The organism is Streptomyces thioluteus (assembly GCF_039535865.1).
In genome coordinates this window covers 1-21,071 of the sequence record NZ_BAAAXZ010000083.1, presented here as the reverse complement: position 1 = coordinate 21,071, position 21,071 = coordinate 1, and the positions used below count along the sequence as shown (strand labels likewise).

General features: G+C 71.6%; 16 protein-coding genes and 3 pseudogenes. 15 read left to right on the top strand and 4 right to left on the bottom strand.

Features of this window, described 5'->3' with window-relative positions:
- A partial coding sequence (locus tag ABD794_RS10920; RefSeq protein WP_344962717.1) for an SCO5717 family growth-regulating ATPase occupies positions 1-1,073 on the bottom strand: 1,073 nt, incomplete at its 3' end.
- Between the two features lie 291 nt (positions 1,074-1,364).
- Here ABD794_RS10920 and ABD794_RS10915 point away from each other — a divergent pair.
- The 3 genes from ABD794_RS10915 to ABD794_RS10905 are packed head-to-tail and all read left to right on the top strand — an operon-like array spanning position 1,365 to position 6,724.
- A complete protein-coding gene (locus tag ABD794_RS10915; protein WP_344962715.1) occupies positions 1,365-2,300 on the top strand; it encodes a protein kinase family protein in 936 nt (311 codons plus the stop codon).
- Between the two features lie 60 nt (positions 2,301-2,360).
- Positions 2,361-4,598 carry a protein kinase domain-containing protein gene (locus ABD794_RS10910; RefSeq protein WP_344962713.1) on the top strand — a complete coding sequence of 746 codons (2,238 nt, stop codon included), beginning with the start codon at positions 2,361-2,363 and terminating at the stop codon, positions 4,596-4,598.
- 35 nt (positions 4,599-4,633) lie between these two features.
- Positions 4,634-6,724, top strand: coding sequence for a serine/threonine-protein kinase (locus ABD794_RS10905; protein WP_344962711.1), 2,091 nt, complete (start codon positions 4,634-4,636; stop codon positions 6,722-6,724).
- Between the two features lie 18 nt (positions 6,725-6,742).
- Here ABD794_RS10905 and ABD794_RS10900 read toward each other — a convergent pair whose 3' ends face one another.
- Positions 6,743-7,495 carry a hypothetical protein gene (locus tag ABD794_RS10900; protein ID WP_344962707.1) on the bottom strand — a complete coding sequence of 251 codons (753 nt, stop codon included), beginning with the start codon at positions 7,493-7,495 and terminating at the stop codon, positions 6,743-6,745.
- On the bottom strand, positions 7,495-8,751 hold the full coding sequence (gene eccE, locus ABD794_RS10895; RefSeq protein ID WP_344962706.1) for a type VII secretion protein EccE: 1,257 nt from the start codon (positions 8,749-8,751) through the stop codon (positions 7,495-7,497). Before eccE ends, ABD794_RS10900 begins: the two co-directional genes overlap by 1 nt.
- Positions 8,752-9,037: 286 nt before the next feature.
- Here eccE and eccB point away from each other — a divergent pair.
- The 8 genes and pseudogenes from eccB to ABD794_RS10850 form a co-directional block, all read left to right on the top strand.
- Positions 9,038-10,581: pseudogene (gene eccB, locus ABD794_RS10890) on the top strand (type VII secretion protein EccB).
- Positions 10,582-10,694: 113 nt separating this feature from the next.
- A pseudogene (gene mycP / locus ABD794_RS10880) lies at positions 10,695-11,856 on the top strand (type VII secretion-associated serine protease mycosin).
- Between the two features lie 174 nt (positions 11,857-12,030).
- The gene (locus tag ABD794_RS10875; protein WP_344962704.1) at positions 12,031-12,372 is read left to right on the top strand and encodes a WXG100 family type VII secretion target; all 342 of its coding nucleotides are present in this window, start codon (positions 12,031-12,033) and stop codon (positions 12,370-12,372) included.
- 43 nt (positions 12,373-12,415) lie between these two features.
- Positions 12,416-12,697, top strand: coding sequence for a WXG100 family type VII secretion target (locus tag ABD794_RS10870; RefSeq protein WP_344962703.1), 282 nt, complete (start codon positions 12,416-12,418; stop codon positions 12,695-12,697).
- A gap of 100 nt (positions 12,698-12,797) precedes the next feature.
- Entirely contained in the window at positions 12,798-13,253 is a 456-nt protein-coding gene (locus tag ABD794_RS10865) for a hypothetical protein (protein WP_344962701.1), read from the top strand.
- A 53-nt stretch (positions 13,254-13,306) separates the two neighbouring features.
- On the top strand, positions 13,307-13,840 hold the full coding sequence (locus ABD794_RS10860) for a WXG100 family type VII secretion target (RefSeq protein WP_344962699.1): 534 nt from the start codon (positions 13,307-13,309) through the stop codon (positions 13,838-13,840).
- A gap of 855 nt (positions 13,841-14,695) precedes the next feature.
- Positions 14,696-14,929: a S8/S53 family peptidase gene (locus tag ABD794_RS10855; RefSeq protein ID WP_344962721.1), complete on the top strand. Its 234-nt coding sequence runs from the start codon at positions 14,696-14,698 to the stop codon at positions 14,927-14,929.
- Positions 14,853-15,467: pseudogene (locus ABD794_RS10850) on the top strand (S8 family serine peptidase); the annotation flags it as partial. The gene ABD794_RS10855 and the pseudogene ABD794_RS10850, both read left to right, overlap by 77 nt.
- 480 nt (positions 15,468-15,947) lie before the next feature.
- On the opposite strand, the gene ABD794_RS10845 reads toward ABD794_RS10850, so the two are convergent.
- The gene (locus ABD794_RS10845) at positions 15,948-16,214 is read right to left on the bottom strand and encodes a DUF397 domain-containing protein (RefSeq protein WP_344962719.1); all 267 of its coding nucleotides are present in this window, start codon (positions 16,212-16,214) and stop codon (positions 15,948-15,950) included.
- A gap of 315 nt (positions 16,215-16,529) precedes the next feature.
- On the opposite strand from ABD794_RS10845, the gene ABD794_RS10840 reads away from it, so the two are divergent.
- Genes ABD794_RS10840 through ABD794_RS10825 form a run of 4 tightly spaced genes read left to right on the top strand, consistent with a single transcriptional unit; the run spans position 16,530 to position 19,339 of the window.
- Positions 16,530-17,723: a WXG100-like domain-containing protein gene (locus ABD794_RS10840; RefSeq protein ID WP_344962697.1), complete on the top strand. Its 1,194-nt coding sequence runs from the start codon at positions 16,530-16,532 to the stop codon at positions 17,721-17,723.
- Positions 17,705-18,280 (top strand): YwqJ-related putative deaminase, encoded by a 576-nt coding sequence (locus tag ABD794_RS10835; protein ID WP_344962695.1) that lies wholly within the window; start codon positions 17,705-17,707, stop codon positions 18,278-18,280. The genes ABD794_RS10840 and ABD794_RS10835 overlap by 19 nt, the downstream gene beginning before the upstream one ends.
- Positions 18,281-18,302: 22 nt before the next feature.
- The gene (locus ABD794_RS10830) at positions 18,303-18,767 is read left to right on the top strand and encodes an SUKH-3 domain-containing protein (RefSeq protein ID WP_344962694.1); all 465 of its coding nucleotides are present in this window, start codon (positions 18,303-18,305) and stop codon (positions 18,765-18,767) included.
- A gap of 8 nt (positions 18,768-18,775) precedes the next feature.
- Positions 18,776-19,339: a YwqJ-related putative deaminase gene (locus ABD794_RS10825; RefSeq protein WP_344962693.1), complete on the top strand. Its 564-nt coding sequence runs from the start codon at positions 18,776-18,778 to the stop codon at positions 19,337-19,339.
- Positions 19,340-21,071 lie beyond the last annotated feature (1,732 nt).

Genomic DNA, 21,071 nt, shown 5'->3' with positions numbered 1-21,071 from the left:
CGCCGCTCTGCGGCACGGGGGCGTGCGCCCCCGGCGGTACGGGCGTCGGTGCACCCTCGGCGGGCGACGGGAAGCCGTACGCCCCCTGCGGCGCGGGCGCAGGCGCGGGCGCCGGTGCCGGGGCCGGTGCCGAGGGCGGGAGCGCCGGGGGAGCGGGCTGCCCGGCGGGCGGCAGCGCGAAGTCGCCCTGCGGGGCGGGCGGCTGGGGGGGCGGGCGCGGCGGGCTGCCCCGCCCCGTACGCCGGAAGCGCGGGCGGCGGCACCGCGGCTGGGAGGGCGGGAGCGCCCTGCCCCGCCGGCGGCGTGCCGTAACCGCCCGGCTGCCACGGCGCGGCGGAGGCGTTGCCCTCCGGCGGCGTCGCGGGCTGGAAGTTGGGCGGCAGCGGAGGCAGCGACGCCGGAGGCACCGACGGCGGGGTCCAGGACTCCGTGGAGGCGCTGGGCGCATCAGGAGCCTCCGGCGTCTCCGAGGGTGCGCCGGAACCGGCCATCGCGTCCGCCGCACCCGTACGGTTCCGCAGCGACGCGGGCGAGAACCGCATCGTCCCCTCGCTGCGCAGGCTGCTGCCGTCCTCCTCCTCGCCGGGTTGGGCGACCGGCTCCGGATCCCCGGACGTTTCGGGTGACTTGTCGCTTTCGTGGGTCTCCGGCGCGCGAGCGGCGATCTCGTCCCGCAGCGCGGACGCGGAGAACCGCATCGTGGCGGGCGTCGTCCCCTCGGCCTCGGCCGGGGCCGGATCCTCCGCGGACTCGGACGCAGCGGACGCGACGGGTGCGACAGGCGCGGCAGATGCGACAGGCGCGTCGGACGGTTCCGCGGCAGGCACCTCCGATGGGGCAGGCGCGTCCGACGGGGCCGATGAGGCCGACGCGGCCGGAGGTTCGGGCGCGGCCGCGGGAGGCGGAGCCGTCGCGGCGGACGGCGTCGTCTGGACGTACCAGGCGGGCGGTGTGTAGTCGATGGTGAACTCGCCCGTGTGTTCCTGCTCCTGGTCCTGCTCGTGGTCGGCGTCGGACCGGTTCTCGCCGGCTGTGGTCCCGGCCGCGCGGATCTCGTCCCGATCGCTGCTCACAATGCCTCCTGCTGGTGTGGTCCTGCGCCTGGCGGAAGCGCCTGCCGGCACGGACCGTTCCCGTGGTCCCGCCGCCCGGATTCCCCATGCGTCACGCTGCGGGCCCCCGGCGTCGGGTTCTCCATGCGTACGGTCATCAAGACTAATCGTCATCCGTAGCACTGCGGCAGGCCCGCTCGACCGGAACCGGAGCCCCGACCGTGCGGCCGGACCGTGGGTGCCGTCAAGCCCTGTTTGACGCATGGGTAGGCTCGTGCACCTGTTTTCCACAGCAACGGGGGAGTTGCCGACATGGAACCGCTGCACCGGGGCGACCCTCGGTGGATCGGCCCGTACGCCGTCGTGGCCGGGCTCGACGCCGCGACGGGTGACGCGCCGTTCGCCGAGCGCCGCTTCGTCGCACGGAGCCCGGACGGTGACCGTACGGTCCTGGTCTGCCTGCCGTCGGACCACGCGGACCCCGGCCGTTTCCACGCGGAAGCGGACGCCGCCCGGCGGCTGTTCGGCCCCTGGACCGCCACCGTGGACGACGTCCGGGCGGACCCGGACCCCTGGTACACCGTTCCCTACCTGCCGGGCCTCCCGCTGCCCGCGGCGCTCGCCGCGCACGGCGGTCCGCTGCCGGAGCGCACGGTCCGCGCGTTGGGTGCCGCGCTCGCCGAGGCCCTCGCCGCCGTGCACGCGACGGGTGCCTGCCATGCCGGCCTTTCCCCGGCGGCCGTCCTGCTGAGGGCCGACGGCCCGCTGTTGACCGGCTTCGGCGCCCTCCGCGCGGTGGCCCCCGAGTGGCGGGCGGGCCTCGCCTCCGGGACCGTGGCCCCGGAACAGCTCGCCGGGGACGATCCCCTGCCGCCGGGCGACGTGTTCGCGCTGGGCGCCGTCCTGGCGTACGCGGCGACCGGGCACACCGTGCCCGAACGGGACGAGATCCCCGAGGGCCTGCGGCCCGTCATCTCCGCCTGCCTGTCGAGGGATCCGGGGCGCAGGCCTCATATCGGGTCATTGCGTGACCAGTTCGAGCATGTCGCGACGCCCGCCGGATTCGGGCCCGCGCCCGCCGCGTTCGATCCCGCCTCGCCGCCCGCGGGCCCGCGCCCGACCGTCCTCGACGGCGGACCGGGGCGGGCCGCGGCCCTCCTGACCCCGGGCTGGTTGCCCGCCCGGGTCGTCGCCGCCCTCGTCCGGCAGTCCGCCGAGCTGCTCGCCGCCGAGCCGGCCCCGGCCTGATCCCCCTTTTCCCTTCACTTCCTTTCCCTTCCCCGCCCCTCCCGGACAGACAGACTTCCCATGCCCTTTCCCCTCGCTCACGACGATCCCCAGACGCTGGGTGCCCACCGGCTCGTCGCCCGGCTGGGCGGTGGCGGCATGGGCACGGTCTACCTGGCGCGCTCCGCCGGCGGCCGCACGGTCGCGCTCAAGACCGTGCACCCGCGGTACGCGGCCGACGAGGCGTTCCGCACCCGGTTCCGGCTGGAGGCGGACGCCGCCCGGGTGATCGGCGGCCGGTACGGCGCCGCGGTCGTGGACGCCGACCCGTCCGCGCCCGTGCCGTGGCTGGCCACCGAGTACGTGCTGGGCCCTCCGCTGGACGAGGCGGTGGCGCTGTGCGGCCCGCTGCCCGAGCGCACGGTACGGGCGCTGGGCACCGTACTCGCCCGGGCGCTCGGCCAGTTGCACGGCTCGGACGTGGTGCACCGCGACCTGAAGCCGTCCAACGTCCTGGTCGCCGCCACCGGCCCGAAGGTCATCGACTTCGGCATCGCGCGGGCCGTCGGCGACGACCGGCTGACCCGCGCCGGCACCGCGGCGGGCACCCCGGCCTTCATGTCGCCGGAGCAGGCGGCGGGCGGTGAGCACACCTCCGCGGGCGACGTGTTCGCCCTCGCCGGCGTCCTGCTCTTCGCCGCCACCGGCCACGGCCCGTTCGGCGGTGGGCAGCCCGCCGACCTGCTCTACCGCGTCCGGTACGCGGAGCCCGACCTGTCCGGGGCGCCCGCGGCGCTGGAGCCGCTGCTCGCCCGGTGCCTCGACAAGGACCCCAACCGCCGCCCCGGGACCGCCGAACTGGCCGGGCTGCTCGCCGGCGAGGAGGACGAGGACGCGTTCGCCGAGGCTCTGCCCGCGGCACTCCTCGCGGACATCGCCGCGCGCGCGACCGAGGTCTGGCGCATACGGCCCCACCGGCTCCCCGTGCCCCAGGAGATCGCGGACGCCTCGACCGCCCCCGCCCCCGCGGCCCGGACTCCGTCCTCCGGACCGTCCCGCCGCAAACTGCTCGCCCTGGGCGGCGGTTCGGCGCTCGCGCTGGTGGCGGGCGGCGCCGGGGCATGGGCCTGGTGGGCCGGCCGGGACGACGCGTCGAAGCCGAAGCCGACGGCCCGTACCCGTCGTCCGTCCGGCGTCCCCTCCCGCGCCGTGTGGTGGGCCGAGGCGGAACGCACCGACGCCGACTGCCCGCCCATGCCCCTCGGGGGGCTGATCGCGGTCAAGGGCGTCACGGGCATCACGGCCTTCGAAGCGAGGACCGGCGCGAAGCGCTGGACGTCCCGCGTCCTGCAGTCGTACGAGTACACGACGGACGGCAAGCGGATCTACACCTACGCCCCTGACGGCCTCGACGCCATGGGGCTGAAGATCTTCGGGGTCAAGCCGGAGGACGGCAGCCTGGAGATCCTCACCGAGAAGCTCGACGACTTCTCGTCGTCCCCCACGGGCGCCCAGCCGCTGGCCGCCGGCGACGGGGTGATCTATGTGGTCGCCCGCAAGGGGAACGACCCGGACAAGAGCCCCTGGCACTTCCTGGCCCTCGACCTCCGCACCGGCAAGGAACGCTGGCGCCAGGAGATCAAGGCGGGCTATGTGCCCGGGGGTACGACCTTCAGCTTCACCGGCGCCGTGATCGGCGACCACCTCGTCTACACCGGCCAGGTCTTCATGGAGCACGTGAACTTCCTCAAGTCCCGTGGGACGGCGAACGGCAGGAGCGAGTGGGAGTGGAGCCTCCGCCGGCAGCCGAAGGACGCCGGCACCACCCTGAGCAGCGGACAGCTCGCGGCGGACGACCGGCGCGTCTACTACGGACTCACGGAGGTGCTCGCCGTCACCTACGCCGACGGCAAGGTGGCCTGGCAGTTCGGCGCCGGCCGCGACGTGGGGAAGGACGCCCCCAAGGACACCGGGCCGTACGGCCGCCCCGCGGTCCGTGACGGCGTCGTCTACGCGGCGGAGGGCACCCGCGGCATCGTCGCCCTCGCCGCCGACACCGGGAAGCTGCTGTGGGAGACGCCCTTCCGCGACCTCCCGCCCGGCCTCACCATGCCCCCGGTCGTCGGCCGCACCCATCTCTACGTCCACGCGACGAACGGCGCCCACGACGCGGTCGTGGCCGTCGATCTGCGCAGCCACCGGATCGCCTGGCAGATGGACGTGCCGGGACGGGTGGGCGCCCCGCTCACCGCCCACCGCGGCGCCGGGACCGTCGTCTGGACGAGCGGCAACCTCGTCTGCGCGATCCCTCTCGACTGACACCCTGACACCCGACACCAGCGGAGACCTTCCCCATGCATCCCCTCGGCACCGGCGATCCCCTCCGCCTCGGTCCCTACCGGCTCCTCGGCGTCCTCGGTGAAGGCGGCATGGGCAAGGTCTACCTCGGCCGCGACGGCGCGGGGCACACCTGCGCGGTCAAGGTGCTGCGCCCCGAACTGGCCCACGACGCGCACATGTCCCAGCGGTTCGTCCGCGAGGCCCGGGCGGCCCAGGCGGTGACGAGCTCCGGCGTCGCGCGCGTCCTGGGGGCGTGGACGGAGGGCGGACGGCCGTGGATCGCCACGGAGTTCCTGGCCGGGCCCACCCTGGACGAGGCCGTCGAGCGGCACGGCCCCCTCGGTGAACCGGCCGTGCGCGCGCTCGGCGCGGCCCTCGCCGACACCCTGCGCGACATCCACGCCACCGGGCTCGTGCACCGCGACCTCAAACCGTCCAACATCGTGCTCACTTCACAGGGCCCGCGCGTCATCGACTTCGGCATCGCCCGCCCCGAGCACGGCCTCACCCTCACCACCACCGGCGCCATCCCCGTCACCCCCGGCTACGGTGCGCCCGAGCAGACGCTGGGGCAGCGGGTCGGGCCGCCCGGTGACGTCTTCTCCCTGGGCGCCGTCCTGGCCTACGCGGCGAGCGGCCGCCGCGCCTACGACGGGGCGCACGTCGCGGCCGTGCAGTACCAGGTCGTGCACGGGGAGCCCGATCTGACCGGCCTGACCCCGGCGTTGCACGCCCTCGTCGCACCGTGCCTCGCCAAGGATCCCGCGCAGCGCCCCCTCCCGGACGCGGTCGTCGCCGCCTGCGCCCCGCCGAAGGGGGCGGAACGTGCCTGGCGGCGCGGGCCGTTGGCCGAGGCCGTCGCCGAACGCGAGCGGGCCGCCCGCCGGCTGGCCGCCCACACGGGGGTGCCGGACGCACCCTCCGCCCCGAGCCGGCGCCGCTTCGTCGCCGCGCTCGCGGGGGGCGGCACCGCGGCGCTGGCCGCCGCGGGCGGGGGAGCGTGGTGGCTGCTGCGCGAGGACGGGCCCGGGAAGCCGAGGGAGAAGGAGGACTCGCCCGCTCCGCGGCCCTGGGACGCCAGACGCCTGAACGCCGCCGACTACCAGGACGCCGAGCCGCCGACCCCGCTCTGGGGGCCGGTCGGCACGAAGGAGGTCGAACCGCTGATGGTGCCCGTCCACGACCTCCTCCTCATCAGGGAGAGCGAGGAGATCGCAGCGATCGGGGTCAGCGACGGCCAGAAGAAGTGGAGTTGGACCCTCGACGGGATCGGCCGAGCGGACTGCTTCACGCTGCCCGGGGACCTGATCGTGACGGTCCGCCGTGACGACGGCAGCCTGGTGGCGCTCGACCGGCAGCACGGTACGGAGCGATGGAAAGCCGGGATCGGCGCGAAGAACATCGTCGCCGTGGATGACACGGCCGTCTATGTCCTCACCGGCAGGACCAGCCGCGTCACCGATATCACCGCCTATGAATTCGCTACGCGATCCGTCCGGTGGAGCGTACGCGTGCCGGTGAAGGTGGAGGGCGACTTCGGATTCCACGCGGTGGCGAACGGACGGTTGGTGATGTGCAGCGTCAGTGGGGAGGTCGCCGCCCTGGACACCCGCACAGGCAACACGATCTGGGGGAAGCCACAGCAGGGTGACAAGCAGCACCTCGTGCCGGCCGTCTCCGGCGGCGTGGTCTATCTGGGCGGGCGGACCCTGGCGGCGTACCGGCTGGCCGACGGGAAGGAGATGTGGTCCGAGCCCGCCGAGAGCGAGATCAAGGGGGTGCCGGGCTCCTGGAGTTCTCCGACGCTCGACGGCGATGCCCTCTATGCCGCGAACGGCGGGAAGTTCAGCCGCCGCAATCGGCACGACGGCACGGTCGACTGGACGCACACCTTGAAGCACGACGCGCACACCACGCCTGCCATGGTGCAGGGGAATTCGGTCTGGGTCCCCCTGCCGTACGCCGTCACCACCCTGCACAAGGATTCCGGGAAGCCCGCGTGGACCTGGACCAGGGGGAGCGGCGGCGACTGGCGGATGGCGGGAGCCGGCAACCGGGTGTTCCTCTGGCACGACGGAGGCGTGACCGCGATGCCGGTCTTCTGAACCACCCCTCCACGGCGGTCAGTCCATCCGCCGCGCCGCCCCCAGCAGCCCCGCCTCCGGATCCGTCGGACCGGTCGTGACGTACGTACGCGACGCCCGCGTGCACCACAGCGTCACCCCGTCCGGCAGGGACGACAGCGCCTCCACGTCCTCCTGTGGCAGCCCCATCGTCCGGCCGATCTGCACGGCCTCCTCGGGGGCCACCCGCTGGACGCCGACCACGTCCGCGTGGGTCATCAGCCGCGCGGTCGTGGGGCCGGGGTAGGGGAGCAGCGTCAGCACCGACTGCCAGGGCGCGGACCGCACCCGGCCCAGCGGAGGCCGCACCCCGCAGTCGCGGACGACGAGCACCGGGCTGTGCACGGACGGGCCCTGCGGCGGCACCCGGCCGACGTCGTGCAGGGTGATCGACTGCTGGCCCGTGTTGGCCGCCTGCGCGAGCGCGGTCCACAGCTGCTGCCGGCCGCTCTCCACGGCGACCCGCCCGCCCGTGCCGACCGTGCGCAGCGCGATGACCTGCGCCGTCCACGCGCCGCCGACCAGGACCACGTCGAACGGGGCGGGCCGCACCAGGCCGAGGACGGCGGGCGCGCCCTGGGCGTCGGTGCCGATGACCACCCCGTCGTCGCCTACGGGCAGGCCGAGGTCCTCGAACTGGTCGAGCGTCGGCTCGTGCCGCTCGCGGCGGGGGCCGACGAGCCCGAAGCCCGGCCGGGCCGCGGGGGCCGCCCGTCCCGGGGCCGTCGAAGCCCTGTTCAACAGCCGGCCCATCAGCGCGTCCCTCCCAGCGGCAGCGTGGCGAGCACGCCCGGTATCTGCTCGTGGTCCAGCCGGACCAGCCCGACCTTCACCCCGCGCGCCGCCCGCTCCAGCTCGCGCCGGACCTCGCCCAGCTCGTCGGCGCTGCGGCCGCAGACCCGGACGTGGCCGGTGACCGTCGGCGCCTGCGTGCCGCCGCGGGCCCGGCCGCGGCCCAGCGTCAGGCTCATCGTCGTCGACAGCGCGGGCAGCGAGGTGAGCAGGGCGGCCAACTGGGGCAGCGACGCGGCGCCCTGGCCCAGCTGCGGCCAGCGGCTCACCCAGTACGTGGTGTGCCAGCGGTCGTCGCAGCGCCAGGTGCGGGAGGTCTCGGCGGTGCGCCGGGCCCCCGCGCCGTTGCGGCTCGCCTGGGCGGTCGCCGCGGGGTTGACGCTGGCGGCGGTCGAAAGGGCCGTCGTCAGCCCGTCCTCGGAGAGGAGCGTCGCCCGGAACCCGGCGCTCCGGAGCCGGCTCGTCAACTGCCCCGCCGCCCGCAGCGCACAGCGCCGCGCACCGTCCACGCCGCCGCCCCGGGCCGCCACGGCCTCGGGGCACAGCTCGGGGTCGAGCTTGAGCGCGATCCAGGTCATCCGCACCGCGGGCGAACCGGTCAGCGCCTGGAGCGGCGTGTAGTTCCGCGCGGCCAGCGCCTGGGCGGGCAGGTGCGGGGCGGGCGAGGGCAGGGCGCTCTGCACCACCTGCACGGACTCCAGCCGGACATCCGCCACCTCCATCGCGTCCCGCAACAGCCCCAGCGGCAGGGACTTGTCGACCCGCCGCGGGCGCAACGGGGCGTCCACGGCCTCCACCTGGAGGACGACGGTCACGAACGTGCCGTCCCCGACGACGCCGACGGAACGGCCCTCGCGATCGGTGAACGACCCGGTGCGCAGCGCCGGATCGCACTCCACGACGGGGGCCAGCGCGGGCTCCGCGTCCGCCGGAACGGCCGTCGCCGCGCGGCGGGCGCGGCGACGCAGCGCGAGGACGGCGCCGAGCCACTCCGGGACCGGCCGCTGCCGGCGCCGGGCCAGCGCCAGCACCGCCAGCACCAGCGCCACCCCGCCGGCGGGCGCGGCCAGCAGCGGGTCGACGACGTACCCCACGAGCACCAGCGCCGCCGCGACCTCCAGCAGCACCAACTGCTGCAGCCGCACCGGGCCCAGGTTGCCCGGACCGGACTGCCGGCGCAGAGCCGTGCCCTGGACCGATCGCGCCGCGGACGCCATAACCCGCGCACCCCCTCACGTTCACCACGTTCACCACGTCACTGCGAACGTCTGCTGAAAAGCCGTCGGAAGACTTCGGAAGACCTCGGAAGGCCACCGCCGGGACCCCGCCACCGGCCGATGGCGTACCCGGACAGCGGGACCGGATGGTCAACAGGCATAGTAGGGGGCCGGTCTGACAACGCGGACCGTGGGCACGATCCGACCGGCCACGCCGGCGGTCCTGCGGCCGGTTCCGGTGACCGGGCCCGCCAGGCGCCCGGCGACAGGGGGAGTACTTCGGCACATGGCAACACGGCGGGACGAGCTCAACGCCTACACCTTCGCGCGGAAGCGGATGGTCGCCGCGTTCCTTCAGCCCACGGCGGCGGGGTCGGACGAGGCCGCGCCGCGCCCGTTGCGGGCGGTGCTGCCGGGCGTGGTGGTCGGCGCCCTCGTGCTGGCCGGCTTCGGCGCCTGGGGCATCTTCAAACCCAAGGCCCCGGCCGGCTGGTCGGAACCGGGGGCGCACGTCATCGTGGGCAGCAAGTCCACGACGCGGTACGTCGTCCTGGAGACCAAGGGCACCAAGCGCCTGCACCCCGTGCTCAACTTCTCCTCCGCGAAGCTCCTCCTCAAGGCCGAGAAGTCCTCGGTCATCAAGGTCGAGGAGTCCGAGCTGGACAGCGGGCGCATCCAGCGCGGGCCCACCCTGGGCATCCCCTACGCCCCCGACCGGCTGCCCGACGGCGGCGAGGCCGGCAAGCAGAAGAACTGGGCCGTGTGCGAACAGCCCGGCAGCGGCGGGAGGACCGTGCAGAAGGCGGTCTTCCTGCTCGCCGACCGCGAGGCGGCGAAGGCCGGCGGCCGCCGGCAACTCCACGACGGCCAGGCCCTGTACGTCGAGGGCCCCACCGGCGAGCGCTACCTCGTCGACCCCGGCGGCACCCGGCACCTCATCGGCCCGCCCGTCGGCGTCGCCCCCTCCGCGCGCGACCAGGTGCTGCGCCGCTCGCTGTTCAGCGAGGGCGCCCAGCCGCAGAAGGTCAGCAAGGAGTGGCTGGGCACCCTCCACCAGGGCAGCGCCATCACCTTCCCCCGGCTCCCGGGCAGGATCGGCGCCCCCGCCGGCGTCGCCAGCCTCGACCCGCGGCTCGACAAGGTCGGCACCGTCCTCACGGCCGTGGCCGGCAAGGGCATGCAGCAGTACGTCGTCCTGCCCGGCCGGGTCGCAACCCGTCTCCGACCTGGTGGCGCGGCTGCTGCTCACCAGCCCGGACGCGGTGGTGCTCGGCCAGAAACGCCCGCGCCGCCGAGGTCGGGCCGCAGTCCTTCACCTCGTCCCCGGAGTGGTTCTACGGCGACCAGGGCTGGCCGAAGCTCGTCCCGACCCAGGTCAACGACGCGGCCACCGGCGTCCGCACGGTGTGCAACGTGCTGCACGGCGTGGACGACAAGGGCGGCACCCAGCTCACCACCTGGGCCGGAACGAGCTACCCCGCGCAGATCGTGGACGGTGCCACCAGCGCGTACGTCACCCCGGGCAGCGGCCTGCTCTACCGGCAGGTCAACGGCTCCTCGACCAGCGTCGGCTCGCTCTTCCTGGTGACCGACACCGGGCTGCGCTACGCGGTGCAGACCAACAACGACAGCAGCGCGGGCCGCTCGGGCATCGGCGACGACGACCGGTCCAAGGACCCGCAGGAGCGGGCCGCCGAGGTCAACACGGCGCAGATCCGGCTCGGTTACAAGGACGTCAAGCCCGTCCCGGTGCCGGACAACTGGTCCGCGTTCCTGCCCAAGGGGCCCCGGCTCGACGCCAACAGCGCCAGCCAGCCGCAGAGTTCCTGAGGGGCCGCAGATGACAGCACGCAAGGCCGCCGTGGCGCTGCTCACGGCTCTCACGGCCCTCACGACGCTGCCGGGCGCGGCGACCGCCTCCGCCGCCCCCGGCGGCCCCCGGGATGTCACTCGCCGGCAGCGGCGAGTGCACCTTCCCGATGAAGCAGCAGATATCGGGCATGCCATGGGCCCTGCAGCGGGTCGTCTTCGACCGGTTGTGGCAGGACACCAAGGGCAAGGGCGTCCGGGTCGCGGTCATCGACACCGGGGTCGACACCGACAACCCGCAGCTGGCGAGGGCCGTCGACCGGTCCGCCGGCCTCGACCTGCTGCCCAAGGACAAGAACGCGCCCCCGGAGAAGGGCGCGCGCTCCGACGGCACCTACGACCCGGTCGGCCACGGCACCAAGGTCGCCGGGATCATCGCCGCCCGCCCCCGCGAGGGCACCGGCTTCGTCGGCCTCGCCCCGGAGGCCACGATCATCCCGGTCCGGCAGAACGACGAGAAGGGCAGCGGCAAGGCGAGCACGCTGGCCACCGCCATCCGGCACGCCGTCCGCCGGCACGCCCAGGTCATCAACATCTCCCAGGACACCACCAAGGCGATGGCCCCCCGACTCGGACCTGGGCCTCGCGGTCCGGGAGGCCCTGCGCGCGGACGTCGTGGTGGTCGCCTCGGCCGGCAACGACGGGCTCGACGGACAGGTCAAGAAGACCTATCCGGCGGCCTATCCGGGCGTCCTCGCCGTGGCCGCCTCCGACCGCAACAACGAACGTGCGCCCTTTTCCCAGTCGGGCGATTTCGTCGGAGTCGCGGCGCCCGGCGTCGAAATGGTGTCGACCGTGCCGAAAGGCGGGCAGTGCGTCGACAGCGGCACGAGTTTCTCGGCCCCGTACGTAGCCGGTATCGCGGCTCTCCTGCGCGCCAAACACCCCGACTGGAAACAGAACCAGGTCGTCGCGCAGATCGAGCAGACCGCGGAAAGGGCCATCAAGGGCCGCGACAACTTCGTCGGCTGGGGCGTCGCCGACCCGGTGCGCGCCCTCACCGAGGACGAGCGTCCCGTCGACCGCCCCACCCCCGACCGCGCCGTCTCGGCGGGCTACGGCGTCCCGAAACCGGCCGCGCTCACGCTCGGCGAGACGCCGCAGGAACGCGACGAACGCCTTGCCACGTACGCCCTCATCACGGCCGGAGTGCTGATCGCCGCCATCGCCGGCACGGCGGTCGCGCTGCGGGACCATCGCCGCCGACGGGGGCTCGTGAACCGGTCCGCCGGTTGATGTCTGGACCAATGGCCGCCCCATTCGGGACGAACTCGGGCGCGACGCATACAGGTTGGACGTAAACCTGCGAGTGGCTAGAGTGGCAGCCGACAACTTCGATCCGATGCAAAGGGAAGTCATGGGAACCAACGACTTCCACGGGGCATCCGATTCATGGGGGGTAGGTGCGCAATGAGCGGCAAGCTGAAGCTTGAAGACGAAAAACTCGATTCCCTGATCAGGGACCTCGGGCACATGCACGACACGCTCGAGGCCAAGATCAACAGCCTGACCAACGTCGTGCACTCGGTGCAGGGCGTCTGGAAGGGCGAAGCGGCCCAGGCCTACCACGGCCTGCAGGAGCGCGTGAACCAGGACGTGCGCAAGCTGAAGCAGCTCCTGAACTTCACCAAGGAAGCGATGGAGGCGAGCAAGAAGGGCTTCACCCAGGAGGAGTCCGACCGCCTCAACAGCTTCAAGGGCATCGGCGAGGGCGGCGTCACCGGCGCCCTGGGAGCCTTCCACGTCTCCTAGTCGCCCCTTCCCTCAGCCGTAGGACCCGTCAGGAGAAGACCACATGGAGATCACGTACGCCGGCGTGACCGAGGCCGCCAACCAGGTGAAGTCCTCGGCCGACGCCATCAACTCCCAGCTGGAGTCCCTCGACTCCCGCGTCAAGGACGTCGTCAGCCACTGGGACGGTGAGACCCGCGAGGCGTTCCACGCGCGCCACCAGGGCTGGGACGCGAACGTCAAGGACATGCACCAGACGCTGCTGACCATCGCGTCCAAGCTGAACGAGGCCGTGTCCGGCTACAGCGCCAACGACCGCCGTCAGGCGGGCCGCTTCGGCGGCTGAGCCGCGCGTTCCGCGTGAACCGTGGGTGCGGGCGCGGCGGTGCCGCGCCCGCACCCACGGTCTTTGTTTCTCCCTCTGTTGCATCAGGCATTCAGGAGAGGTGCCTCATGGCGTCATCGGACCTGGACGCTTCCGGCGACTCGCTGCAGGGCTTCAAGAAGCGCGTCGACAAGCTGCTCCACGACCTGGACGCGTCCGCCGCGTCGCACCGCACATCAGCAGCCAGAAGGTGCCGCAGGTGGCCTACGGGACCTTCGAGGAGGGCGAGGCCCTCTCGAAGGCGTACGACAAGGTGCACGCGCAGCTGGAGTTGCTCTCCCGCATGCTGGGCGACCAGCTGGAGGCGATGGGCATCGCGGTGGACCTGGCCGACCGCGACTACCGGGGCGAGGACCGCGAACACGCGGCACGCCTGGCCGCGATCCAGAAGCGCTCCGCCAAGGACTGGGAGCAGCAGCAGAAGTGGGCCGCGGAGGCGAAGGGCCTGCGGCCGGAGGAGCAGGAGCACGACCGGTCCCAGCAGCAGCCGCCGTCCGGCACCGTCGGCCAGAAGTGAAGCGGGGGTGACGCGAGATGTCCGCAGAGGGCGGGCCCACGAGCTTCGACGGCATGTCCTTCGAGAACATGCACGCGAGCATGGCCGGAGCCAACGGTGCCGAGATCGCCGCCAAGGGCGAGGCGCTGGTGAAGGCGGAGGGCGAGATCGAGAAGATCGGTAACGCCCTCAAGGCGCATGTGGGCCGGACCCAATGGGCCGGCGAGGGCGGCGACGCCTTCCGCGAATGGGGCGACGCCTTCGCCAAGCAGGTCATCAAGCTCGCGCAGGTGGCCGGTGCCACCGGCCGGCACATGAGCCGTGCCGGAGCCGCGATCAAGACGGCGGCCGACCATATGCCGAAGGCGCCCGAGGGCTCCATGGGGATGTGCTCCGCGGACGCGGGCAAGGAGAAGGCTCGCGTCGAGACGATGGAGAGGGCGAATGGCTCGTGCCCTATGAGCCGTCCGATGGACCGTCCGCCCCAGGGGCCGGGAGTTCGCATTCCGTTGGAACCGCCGGTGCCGTCGGAACCAGTGGTGACGGAAACGGCGCCGGGCGACAGCCCGCCGATGTGTCGCGTTCTGACGGATCTCAAGGCCAGGTGACCGCACCGAAACACGGGCATTCCGGGCTCGACTCGATGGGCAATCCGGTACCGACGCATGACACGACCACGGGCACCTGGGTTGATGGCACCAAGGTGCCTACGGTGCCCGGCCCGACCACTCCGTCGGGGCCGAACATGCCTCCCGCTCCGGCACCTTCACATCACAACGGTACGAATCCCGTCCCTCCGCTGCCTCCGTTGCCGCCTCTGCCGTTGGACCCCTCGGGCCGGGGGAACACGCGACCCGGTGGGCCCGGACGCGTCGGTGGGCCGGGAGGCATGAGGGTTTCTCCGGTGGCCCAGTCGGAAACCGGGGTCATCGGTGGTATGCCGTCTCCGGGACGACAGGGGTCCGTTGCGGGCAGGACTGTCCCGGGAGGGACGGTCTTTCGGTAGCGATCCGCAGCAAACCGGCCGTGGTGCGACCGGATTGCGATATGCCGTGGGGCCCGGCGGTAATGTAAGCGCACCGTCGGGCTCGCAGGGAGCACGTCGCGAATTCACCCCCCGGCGGCAGTGGGCTTCTGCGAGGAGCCAATGCCACCGGTGGCGCGAACGACACCCTGACGAGGCCGGCCCACAGCGCACAGCGCGGGGCGGGGAGCAGCCGCAGTCGCTCGAACCGCCCTGGGTATTTGACAGAGGACGAGGAGACCTGGAGTGCCGGCGGAGCGGACAATGTTCCCCCGGTGGTCCAGTAGGAATCGGATACGACGCCGGATGGTGAGCAGAGAACACGTGAACAAAACGACGATCAGGGGCCCTTGGGGCCGAGCCATGACCGCCGCGTCCGTGCTCTGTTCTCTGCTCGCCGGCGGTGCTGTCACCCGCGTCTCCCGCGAGCGCCGAAACCATGCGGGAGCGCCAGTGGTACCTGGACACGATGCAGGCCGAGCGCATGTGGCAGGTCACCAAGGGCAAGGGCGTGACCGTCGCGGTCATCGACAGCGGAGTCCGCTCTTCGCAGCCCGAGTTGGAGGGCAGACTTCGACCCGGTAAGAGCTTTGTCGATGCCGACCGAAGAGGTGCGGAACGGGGAGGACACCGACTCTCACGGTACGGCCATGGCGACGCTCATCGCTGGTGACGGCGCGGGCGGACAGGGCATCAAGGGCCTGGCGCCCGAAGCCGGCATCCTGCCGGTCAAGGTGGGAAACGGCAGGACCAGTCCGAGCCTGATCGTTGCCGCGATCCGCTATGCGGCGAACTCCAAGGCGCAGATCATCAGCATCTCCATGGGCATCCGGGACTTTTCGATGGGTGAGCAGGACAAGCGAAAGCTCCAGGACGCCGTCGACTATGCCCTGAAACGTGGAAAGCTGATCTTCGCGTCCGCCGGGAACCGGGGCGACAAGGACAACTCCATGTCCTACCCGGCCGCTACCCCGGGGGTCGTGGGAATCGCTTCGGTCGATGCCGACTACAAGACGTCCAAGTACTCGACGCACGGCGCGAACGTGAAACTCGCTGCCCCGGGGGAAAACGTTCCGACGGTTTGCTCCAAGGGCACCGGCTACTGCCGAGGCGGCGGCACCAGCCAGGCAACCGCCATCGCCTCCGCCAGCGCCGCCCTCGTCTGGTCCATGCACCCCAAGTGGACCAACAACCAGGTCCTCCGCGTCCTGATGGACACCGCCGGCAAGCCGACCGACGGCCCCGTCCCCAGCCAGTACATCGGCTACGGCACGATCCGCCCCCGCATCCCCGTCCTGGAGAAGAAGGGCAAGCCGGGCCCGGCCGGCGTCAACCCCCTGACCGAAGGCGCCAAGGCGCCCGACGGCAAGGCGGCGACCGCGAAGCCGACCCCCGTCCTCCGACGGGCCGAAGAAGGCCCACGCCAAGAAGGACAAGGAGAACAACCTCCCCTGGATCCTCGGCGGCGCAGCCGCCATCGCGATCCCCGGGGCCGTCCTCGCCGCCCTCCTCATCCGCCGCCGCAACAGGGCAAGGGCGGCGAAGAAGGCTCCGCCCCATGGCGCGCCCCCGTCCCCGCCGCACAGCCCGGGCCCCACGCCCCCCGGCGGACCGTGAACACACGTCGGCCCCTGCCACACGCTCCTCACGGAGCACCGGCAGGGGCCGACGTGCGTACGCCCGAGGGCGCCCTACTCCGCCCGAGGCCCGGACTCCGTCTCCGGCTCGACCTCGACGTCGAACTCGCCATCCCGCACACCCAGTACGAAGGCGTGCCACTCACTGGCCGTGTACCGCAGCACCGTGTCGGGGTCCTCGGAGTTCCGCATCGCCACGGCCCCGCCCGGCAGATAGGCGATCTCGACCCGCTCTTTCGTCGGGCTGTCAGGAGCGCTGAGCCACTCGACACCGGAGATGTCCATGGCGTACAGAGCTTCCGTCTCTTCCTGGGTGGCCATCTGGGGAAAGTCCTTTCGGCACGGATGACGAATCGCCGCCGTCAGGCTACCGGCCCCCGTGAACGCCCATACGTTGCTTGGGAGAAGAAGCCGATCCGCTTCTCGCCAGATGCCATGAAGCCATCCATACCGCCCATTTCGCTTGTTGTGGAGGGCGGTGCGGGGCTTCCCTCGTCCGGCGCCACCTCAAGGCGCTCACATCCCGTTACGGAATTGAGGAAACCGGCCTCCGCTTGCCTAGAGTCATACGCCTTGCCGTGCTGACGCATACTCAACAGGGGGAGCAGGGAGATGGGCGTCGTTCTTCCGGACAAATTGGTCTTTGTCCTGGATCTGATCGGGGTCAACTGGCCGAATGTCGACGAGGACGACTACCGCGACATGGCCAAGTCGCTCCGCAGTTTCGCGGACGACGTGGACACAGGCCGTGGCGACTCCAACGTGGCGCTCAACCGCCTTCTCTCCACCAATCGCGGTGAGATGACGGAGGCGATCGAGGCGCACGTCAAGAAGCTCAACGGCAAGCACCTGCACAACCTCGCCGAGGGCGGGCGCCTGCTGGCCGGCGGCCTCGACGCCGCGGCCGTCGTCGTCGCGGGCGCCAAGGGCGCGGCCATCTTCCAACTCGGCCTATTGGCCACGGAGGTGGCGACGGCCCAGGCGGCCGCCCCGTTCACGCTCGGTCTGTCCGAGCTCGGCGCCCTCGGCGGCGTCGCGATCACCCGCACCGTCGTCAAGCGCATCCTCAAGGGGGCCGCGGAGGCCGCCGCGCAGGAGGTCCTCTCCGTCGTCACGGGGCCGGTGTTCGCGGCACTCGACTCGATGGCCACCGACCTCGTCGTCCAGGTCGTCTCCGAAGGCCTCGGCGCCCAGGACGGCATCGACCTGAAGCAGACGGTCCAGGCGGGCAAGGACAACCTGAAGATTGCCGGCGCCGGTGGTGGCGGCGGTCTGATCCTGGCGAGCGCCGGCGGCGGAGGCGGCGGCAGCGGCGACCTCGTCTTCGACGAGCACGAGCACAACACGTTCACGGGCAAGGTGCACGACCACTCGAAGCACCTGGACGAAAAGGGCGGCAAGCACCTCGGCTCCACCCGCCACCACTTCAGCCGCACCCGCGGCCGCGGTTCCCTCGCCAAGGCGATCGAGGAGGTCGCCGAAAAGGCGATGAAGTCCCTCGACAAGGCGCAGGGCGAACTGACGAAACACCTCGACGACGTCGGCAAGGGCCTGACCGAGGCGGGCAAGGGCCAGAAGAAGCACGACCAGCACGTCGAAGGCGGGATGAAGGGCGTCAAGCACCATGGTTCCGACCAGAAGCCCGCGGACGCGTCCGGTGGGGGCGGAGGCGGCAAGGACGGCGGCGGATCCGGAAGTTCCGGCCATGGCGGCGGATCATCGGCGGAGGCGGGCAGGCCAAGCCGATGGACCCCCAGCCGAAATGGCACGGTCACACGGGAAATGAAACCCGGCACCATCGAGGCGACGCCTTGGACGTCTCGCACCTGAGCCCCGAGCAGCAGCGGCGGGAACTCGGCCGCGAAGCGGGGCGACTTGCGGACAAGGCGGCGGAGAAGGTCGAGTGGCCGAAAGGAAATGTGCCGACCGGAAAGGCCCGTATGCAGAGTGGCTGCTCCGGCGCCCTGCTGCACGATGGAACGATCACTTCACACACCAGCATGCAGCAGAAGAAGATATCGAAGCAGCTCACCGGTGAAAAACGAGACGAAGCCATAGCGGACCAGACTCCTCGTACGCACCCGGTGGTGGCGGATATGTACGAGGACGTGAAGAAGTCCGGAGTTCAGCTGGGGACCGGTCATGGCAAGTGCTCCGAGGTGGCGCTGATATCGGACCGTTTGCACCAGCTCGATCCGACAGGGCAGTCGATCAGGACGGCCGAGGACGCCAGGAAGGCGTTGTCGGGGGCCGTCATCGATACGCGGGCCATTGGCGTCCAGATCGACCCTGATACCGGGGATCAGATTCCCCACGGAGCGCACCAGCCGGCATGCCACTCGTGCAGGCACGTCCTGCCCAAGTTGGGTATCGTTACCCACCGCTAGATCAAGGAACGAGGTCAGGGATATGCCCCCTTATCTTACCCGTGAGGAAATCGATCGCCGGTTGGCGGCGGCTGGTTGGCAGCCCGGGCGCGAGAAGGGTGACGAGGCGGCCGCCGTCATGCAGCAGGCCGTCTCTTCACTTGCCGAGATCGGGTGTTCGGTGAGTCCCTTCCCGGCGGCGGTCGATTTCGTCAAGGAATTCGTCGGACTGAAGGTTCCGTTCCCGGGTGACGCTACGGGCGGGGAATATGTCACCTTCACCGTCAGGTACTTCGAGGAGTCTTTCGCGGAGTCGATTTCCGAACTGGCCGACTGGGTGGAGCAGCCGCTCTTCCCGGTGGCCTATGTCAATCACGACCGTGCGCTGGCCCTCGTGGATCCGCAGGACAGGTATTTCCTGACTCACTGGTCGGGCGACTACTACCTGGGGAAAGGGCCGGTACGAAGCCCTCGCCTGCCTGATGACCGGCCGTCACTACGATCTTGAGGAAGCCGATGTCTGACACTGTTCCCGGCGTCGCCGCCAGCCTGCTCGTCCAGGGCAAGATCTTCAGCATGACGAACCTGACCGGCGAGGGAACTCCCGACCTCCACCCGGCAGTCCAGGAATTCTTCGACTCGCTGCCCGCGGAGCTTCGCGAGCCCTTTATCGGGTACTGCGCGGAATCCGCGCTCGTCTCCGACCAGTTCTGGGGGCTGGACGAGAGCCGGACCGACGGCGGCCGGACCCTCCTCGACGAGGCCGTCCCCCACTTCACCCGGTCCGTGATGATATCCGTCAAGGTCCGTGAGAAGGGCGACCCGAGCACGGGCAGAGCACGCTCCCGTGCCGCTCGTGCACGGCGCTGCTGGAACGCCTGGGAGTGGAGATCGCGGAATCGTGAACAGCGCGGGGCACGAGGCGTTGCGCTCTGCCGGATGGGCTCCGCACAGGGACGGCGGGGAAGACGCGTTGCGCGCCATGCTGGTGGCGGCGCCAGCACCGTTTCACCGTACGGAGATGCCGCCTGGGAACCTTTCCCGGCGCGGAGCGCGCTCTCCGCGAATTCCATGGTCTGACCGTTTCCGCCCGCCGGGGCGGCACGGACGTGGCGGCGACCGGGTGGCGCCGTCGATCCGTCGCCGGCCCGCTTCACCCCTGCGCGCTGCCGCGCAGTTCGGCAGGGACATCGGCGTGCGGCTCTTTCCCTTCGGGCGCACGGACGCCGATGCCTCCGTCCTGATCGACGAGAAGGGCCGGCGTCTTCGCCGTCGACCACGGGCGGTTGGTGGCTCCTCGGAGCCTCCGCCGAAGGGGGCCTGACGGCGCTCAGCGAAGGTCGCGCGCCCCCGGCCGCATCACGCCCCGCTCGCACCACTGGCAACTGGCACGTCTTCCCGCCGAGGACGTCCTGACCGACCTGGTCAGAGACGGCCACATGGTCCCGGTCTACATCCTCCATCGCCACGGCCTTCTGGACGGCCCGCGCCGTCCGCTTCCGCGTGGTCGGGCCTCCGCGGGCACGGCTCCGTCCGCCTGGACGAGGAATTCCCCCTCGCCCCCGGCTCGCTCGACGCGAGTGCTGCATCGCTTCCCTCGACGACATCCGCCGGCCCTCGGCCGCTCCTCTCGTCGCCTCCACCGAGAAGTCCGTCGACCTGCTCCCCGTGTGCTGCGTGCGCACGTGCTCGTGGCCTCCCTCTCCCACCGGCCGGCCAGGGGGCACCAGGGTAATGCGGCATCGCATAGGGAGTGGACGACGTAGTGATCTCGCATGGGTATCGTCCTCAAAGCCATTGGACAAATCAACACGGAGGAGCGGGTAAAAGAAGAGCCTACGTGGTGTATAATGGACAAATAGGATTCCACATGATTCCTGGTTGACAGTAGCCTGGTATCTTCTCACACATGGCATGTATCGCGTCTCGATCTCACGAGAGTCTGATCTGCGGACCCGGGTGGAGGAGGGCAGCCGGCCGTTGCAAGGCAGATGTGCGGATTCGGTCTGGTTGGACTGTTCGGTAGACTCTGGTAAGGCTAAGACGGTGCTGTCTCGGTGGATAGCCAGAAGAGGCGGCCACTAGGGCACTGCGGGCTGTGTAGTCGCTGGTAGTGTTGAGACGATCTTGTCGTCGAGGAGCGATGGCAGACTCGCGTGAGCGAGCCGGGGGCGGAGGGGAATTCCCGTCCAGCGGACGGAGCCGTGCCCGCGAGGCCGACCACGCGGAAGCCGGCGGCGCGGCGTCAGAAGGCCGTGGCGATGGAGGATGTAGACCGGGAGACCACTGTCCCGTCACTGCGACCGAGGTCGGTCAGGACGTCCTCGGCGGGAAGAACGTGCAGGTTGCCGGTGGTTGGCAGGCGGGGCGTGAGCGGGGACCTGGGGCGGCGACTCCGTTCGCTGTTAGCCGCCGTCATGTGCCCCCCGTCGGCTGGAAGGCTCCGTAGGGCACCAACCGCCGTGGTCGACGGCGAAGAGCCGGCCCTTCTCGTGTCGATATCAGGACGGGGCATCCGGCGCTCCTCGTGCGGTGGGCCCGAAGGGAAAGAGCCGCACGCCGATGGTCCCTGGCCGAACTGGCGCGGGCAGCGTCGCAGGGTGAAGCGGGGGGCCGCGACGGATCGACGGCGCACCCTTCGCCCCGGCCACGGTCCCGTGCCGGCCGTTACGCCGCTCGGGCGGAACCGGTCATACCAGGGAACTTCGCGAGAGTGCGCGCGTCGGCGCCGCCGGGAAGTTCCCGAGCGGCATTCTCCGTACGGTGGAAACGGTGCTGGGCCGCCACCAGCCATCGGGTGCGGCGCAAGGCG

What these genes read in the sequence shown, in the direction of transcription:
- ABD794_RS10875 (WP_344962704.1), top strand. Translation starts at nt 12,031, where the DNA reads ATGAGCGGCAAGCTGAAGCTTGAAGACGAAAAACTCGATTCCCTGATC.
- ABD794_RS10825 (WP_344962693.1), top strand. Translation starts at nt 18,776, where the DNA reads ATGTCTGACACTGTTCCCGGCGTCGCCGCCAGCCTGCTCGTCCAGGGC.
- ABD794_RS10870 (WP_344962703.1), top strand. Translation starts at nt 12,416, where the DNA reads ATGGAGATCACGTACGCCGGCGTGACCGAGGCCGCCAACCAGGTGAAG.
- eccE (WP_344962706.1), bottom strand. Translation starts at nt 8,751, where the DNA reads ATGGCGTCCGCGGCGCGATCGGTCCAGGGCACGGCTCTGCGCCGGCAG.
- ABD794_RS10905 (WP_344962711.1), top strand. Translation starts at nt 4,634, where the DNA reads ATGCATCCCCTCGGCACCGGCGATCCCCTCCGCCTCGGTCCCTACCGG.
- ABD794_RS10900 (WP_344962707.1), bottom strand. Translation starts at nt 7,495, where the DNA reads ATGGGCCGGCTGTTGAACAGGGCTTCGACGGCCCCGGGACGGGCGGCC.
- ABD794_RS10830 (WP_344962694.1), top strand. Translation starts at nt 18,303, where the DNA reads ATGCCCCCTTATCTTACCCGTGAGGAAATCGATCGCCGGTTGGCGGCG.
- ABD794_RS10845 (WP_344962719.1), bottom strand. Translation starts at nt 16,214, where the DNA reads ATGGCCACCCAGGAAGAGACGGAAGCTCTGTACGCCATGGACATCTCC.
- ABD794_RS10860 (WP_344962699.1), top strand. Translation starts at nt 13,307, where the DNA reads ATGTCCTTCGAGAACATGCACGCGAGCATGGCCGGAGCCAACGGTGCC.
- ABD794_RS10855 (WP_344962721.1), top strand. Translation starts at nt 14,696, where the DNA reads ATGCGGGAGCGCCAGTGGTACCTGGACACGATGCAGGCCGAGCGCATG.
- ABD794_RS10915 (WP_344962715.1), top strand. Translation starts at nt 1,365, where the DNA reads ATGGAACCGCTGCACCGGGGCGACCCTCGGTGGATCGGCCCGTACGCC.
- ABD794_RS10910 (WP_344962713.1), top strand. Translation starts at nt 2,361, where the DNA reads ATGCCCTTTCCCCTCGCTCACGACGATCCCCAGACGCTGGGTGCCCAC.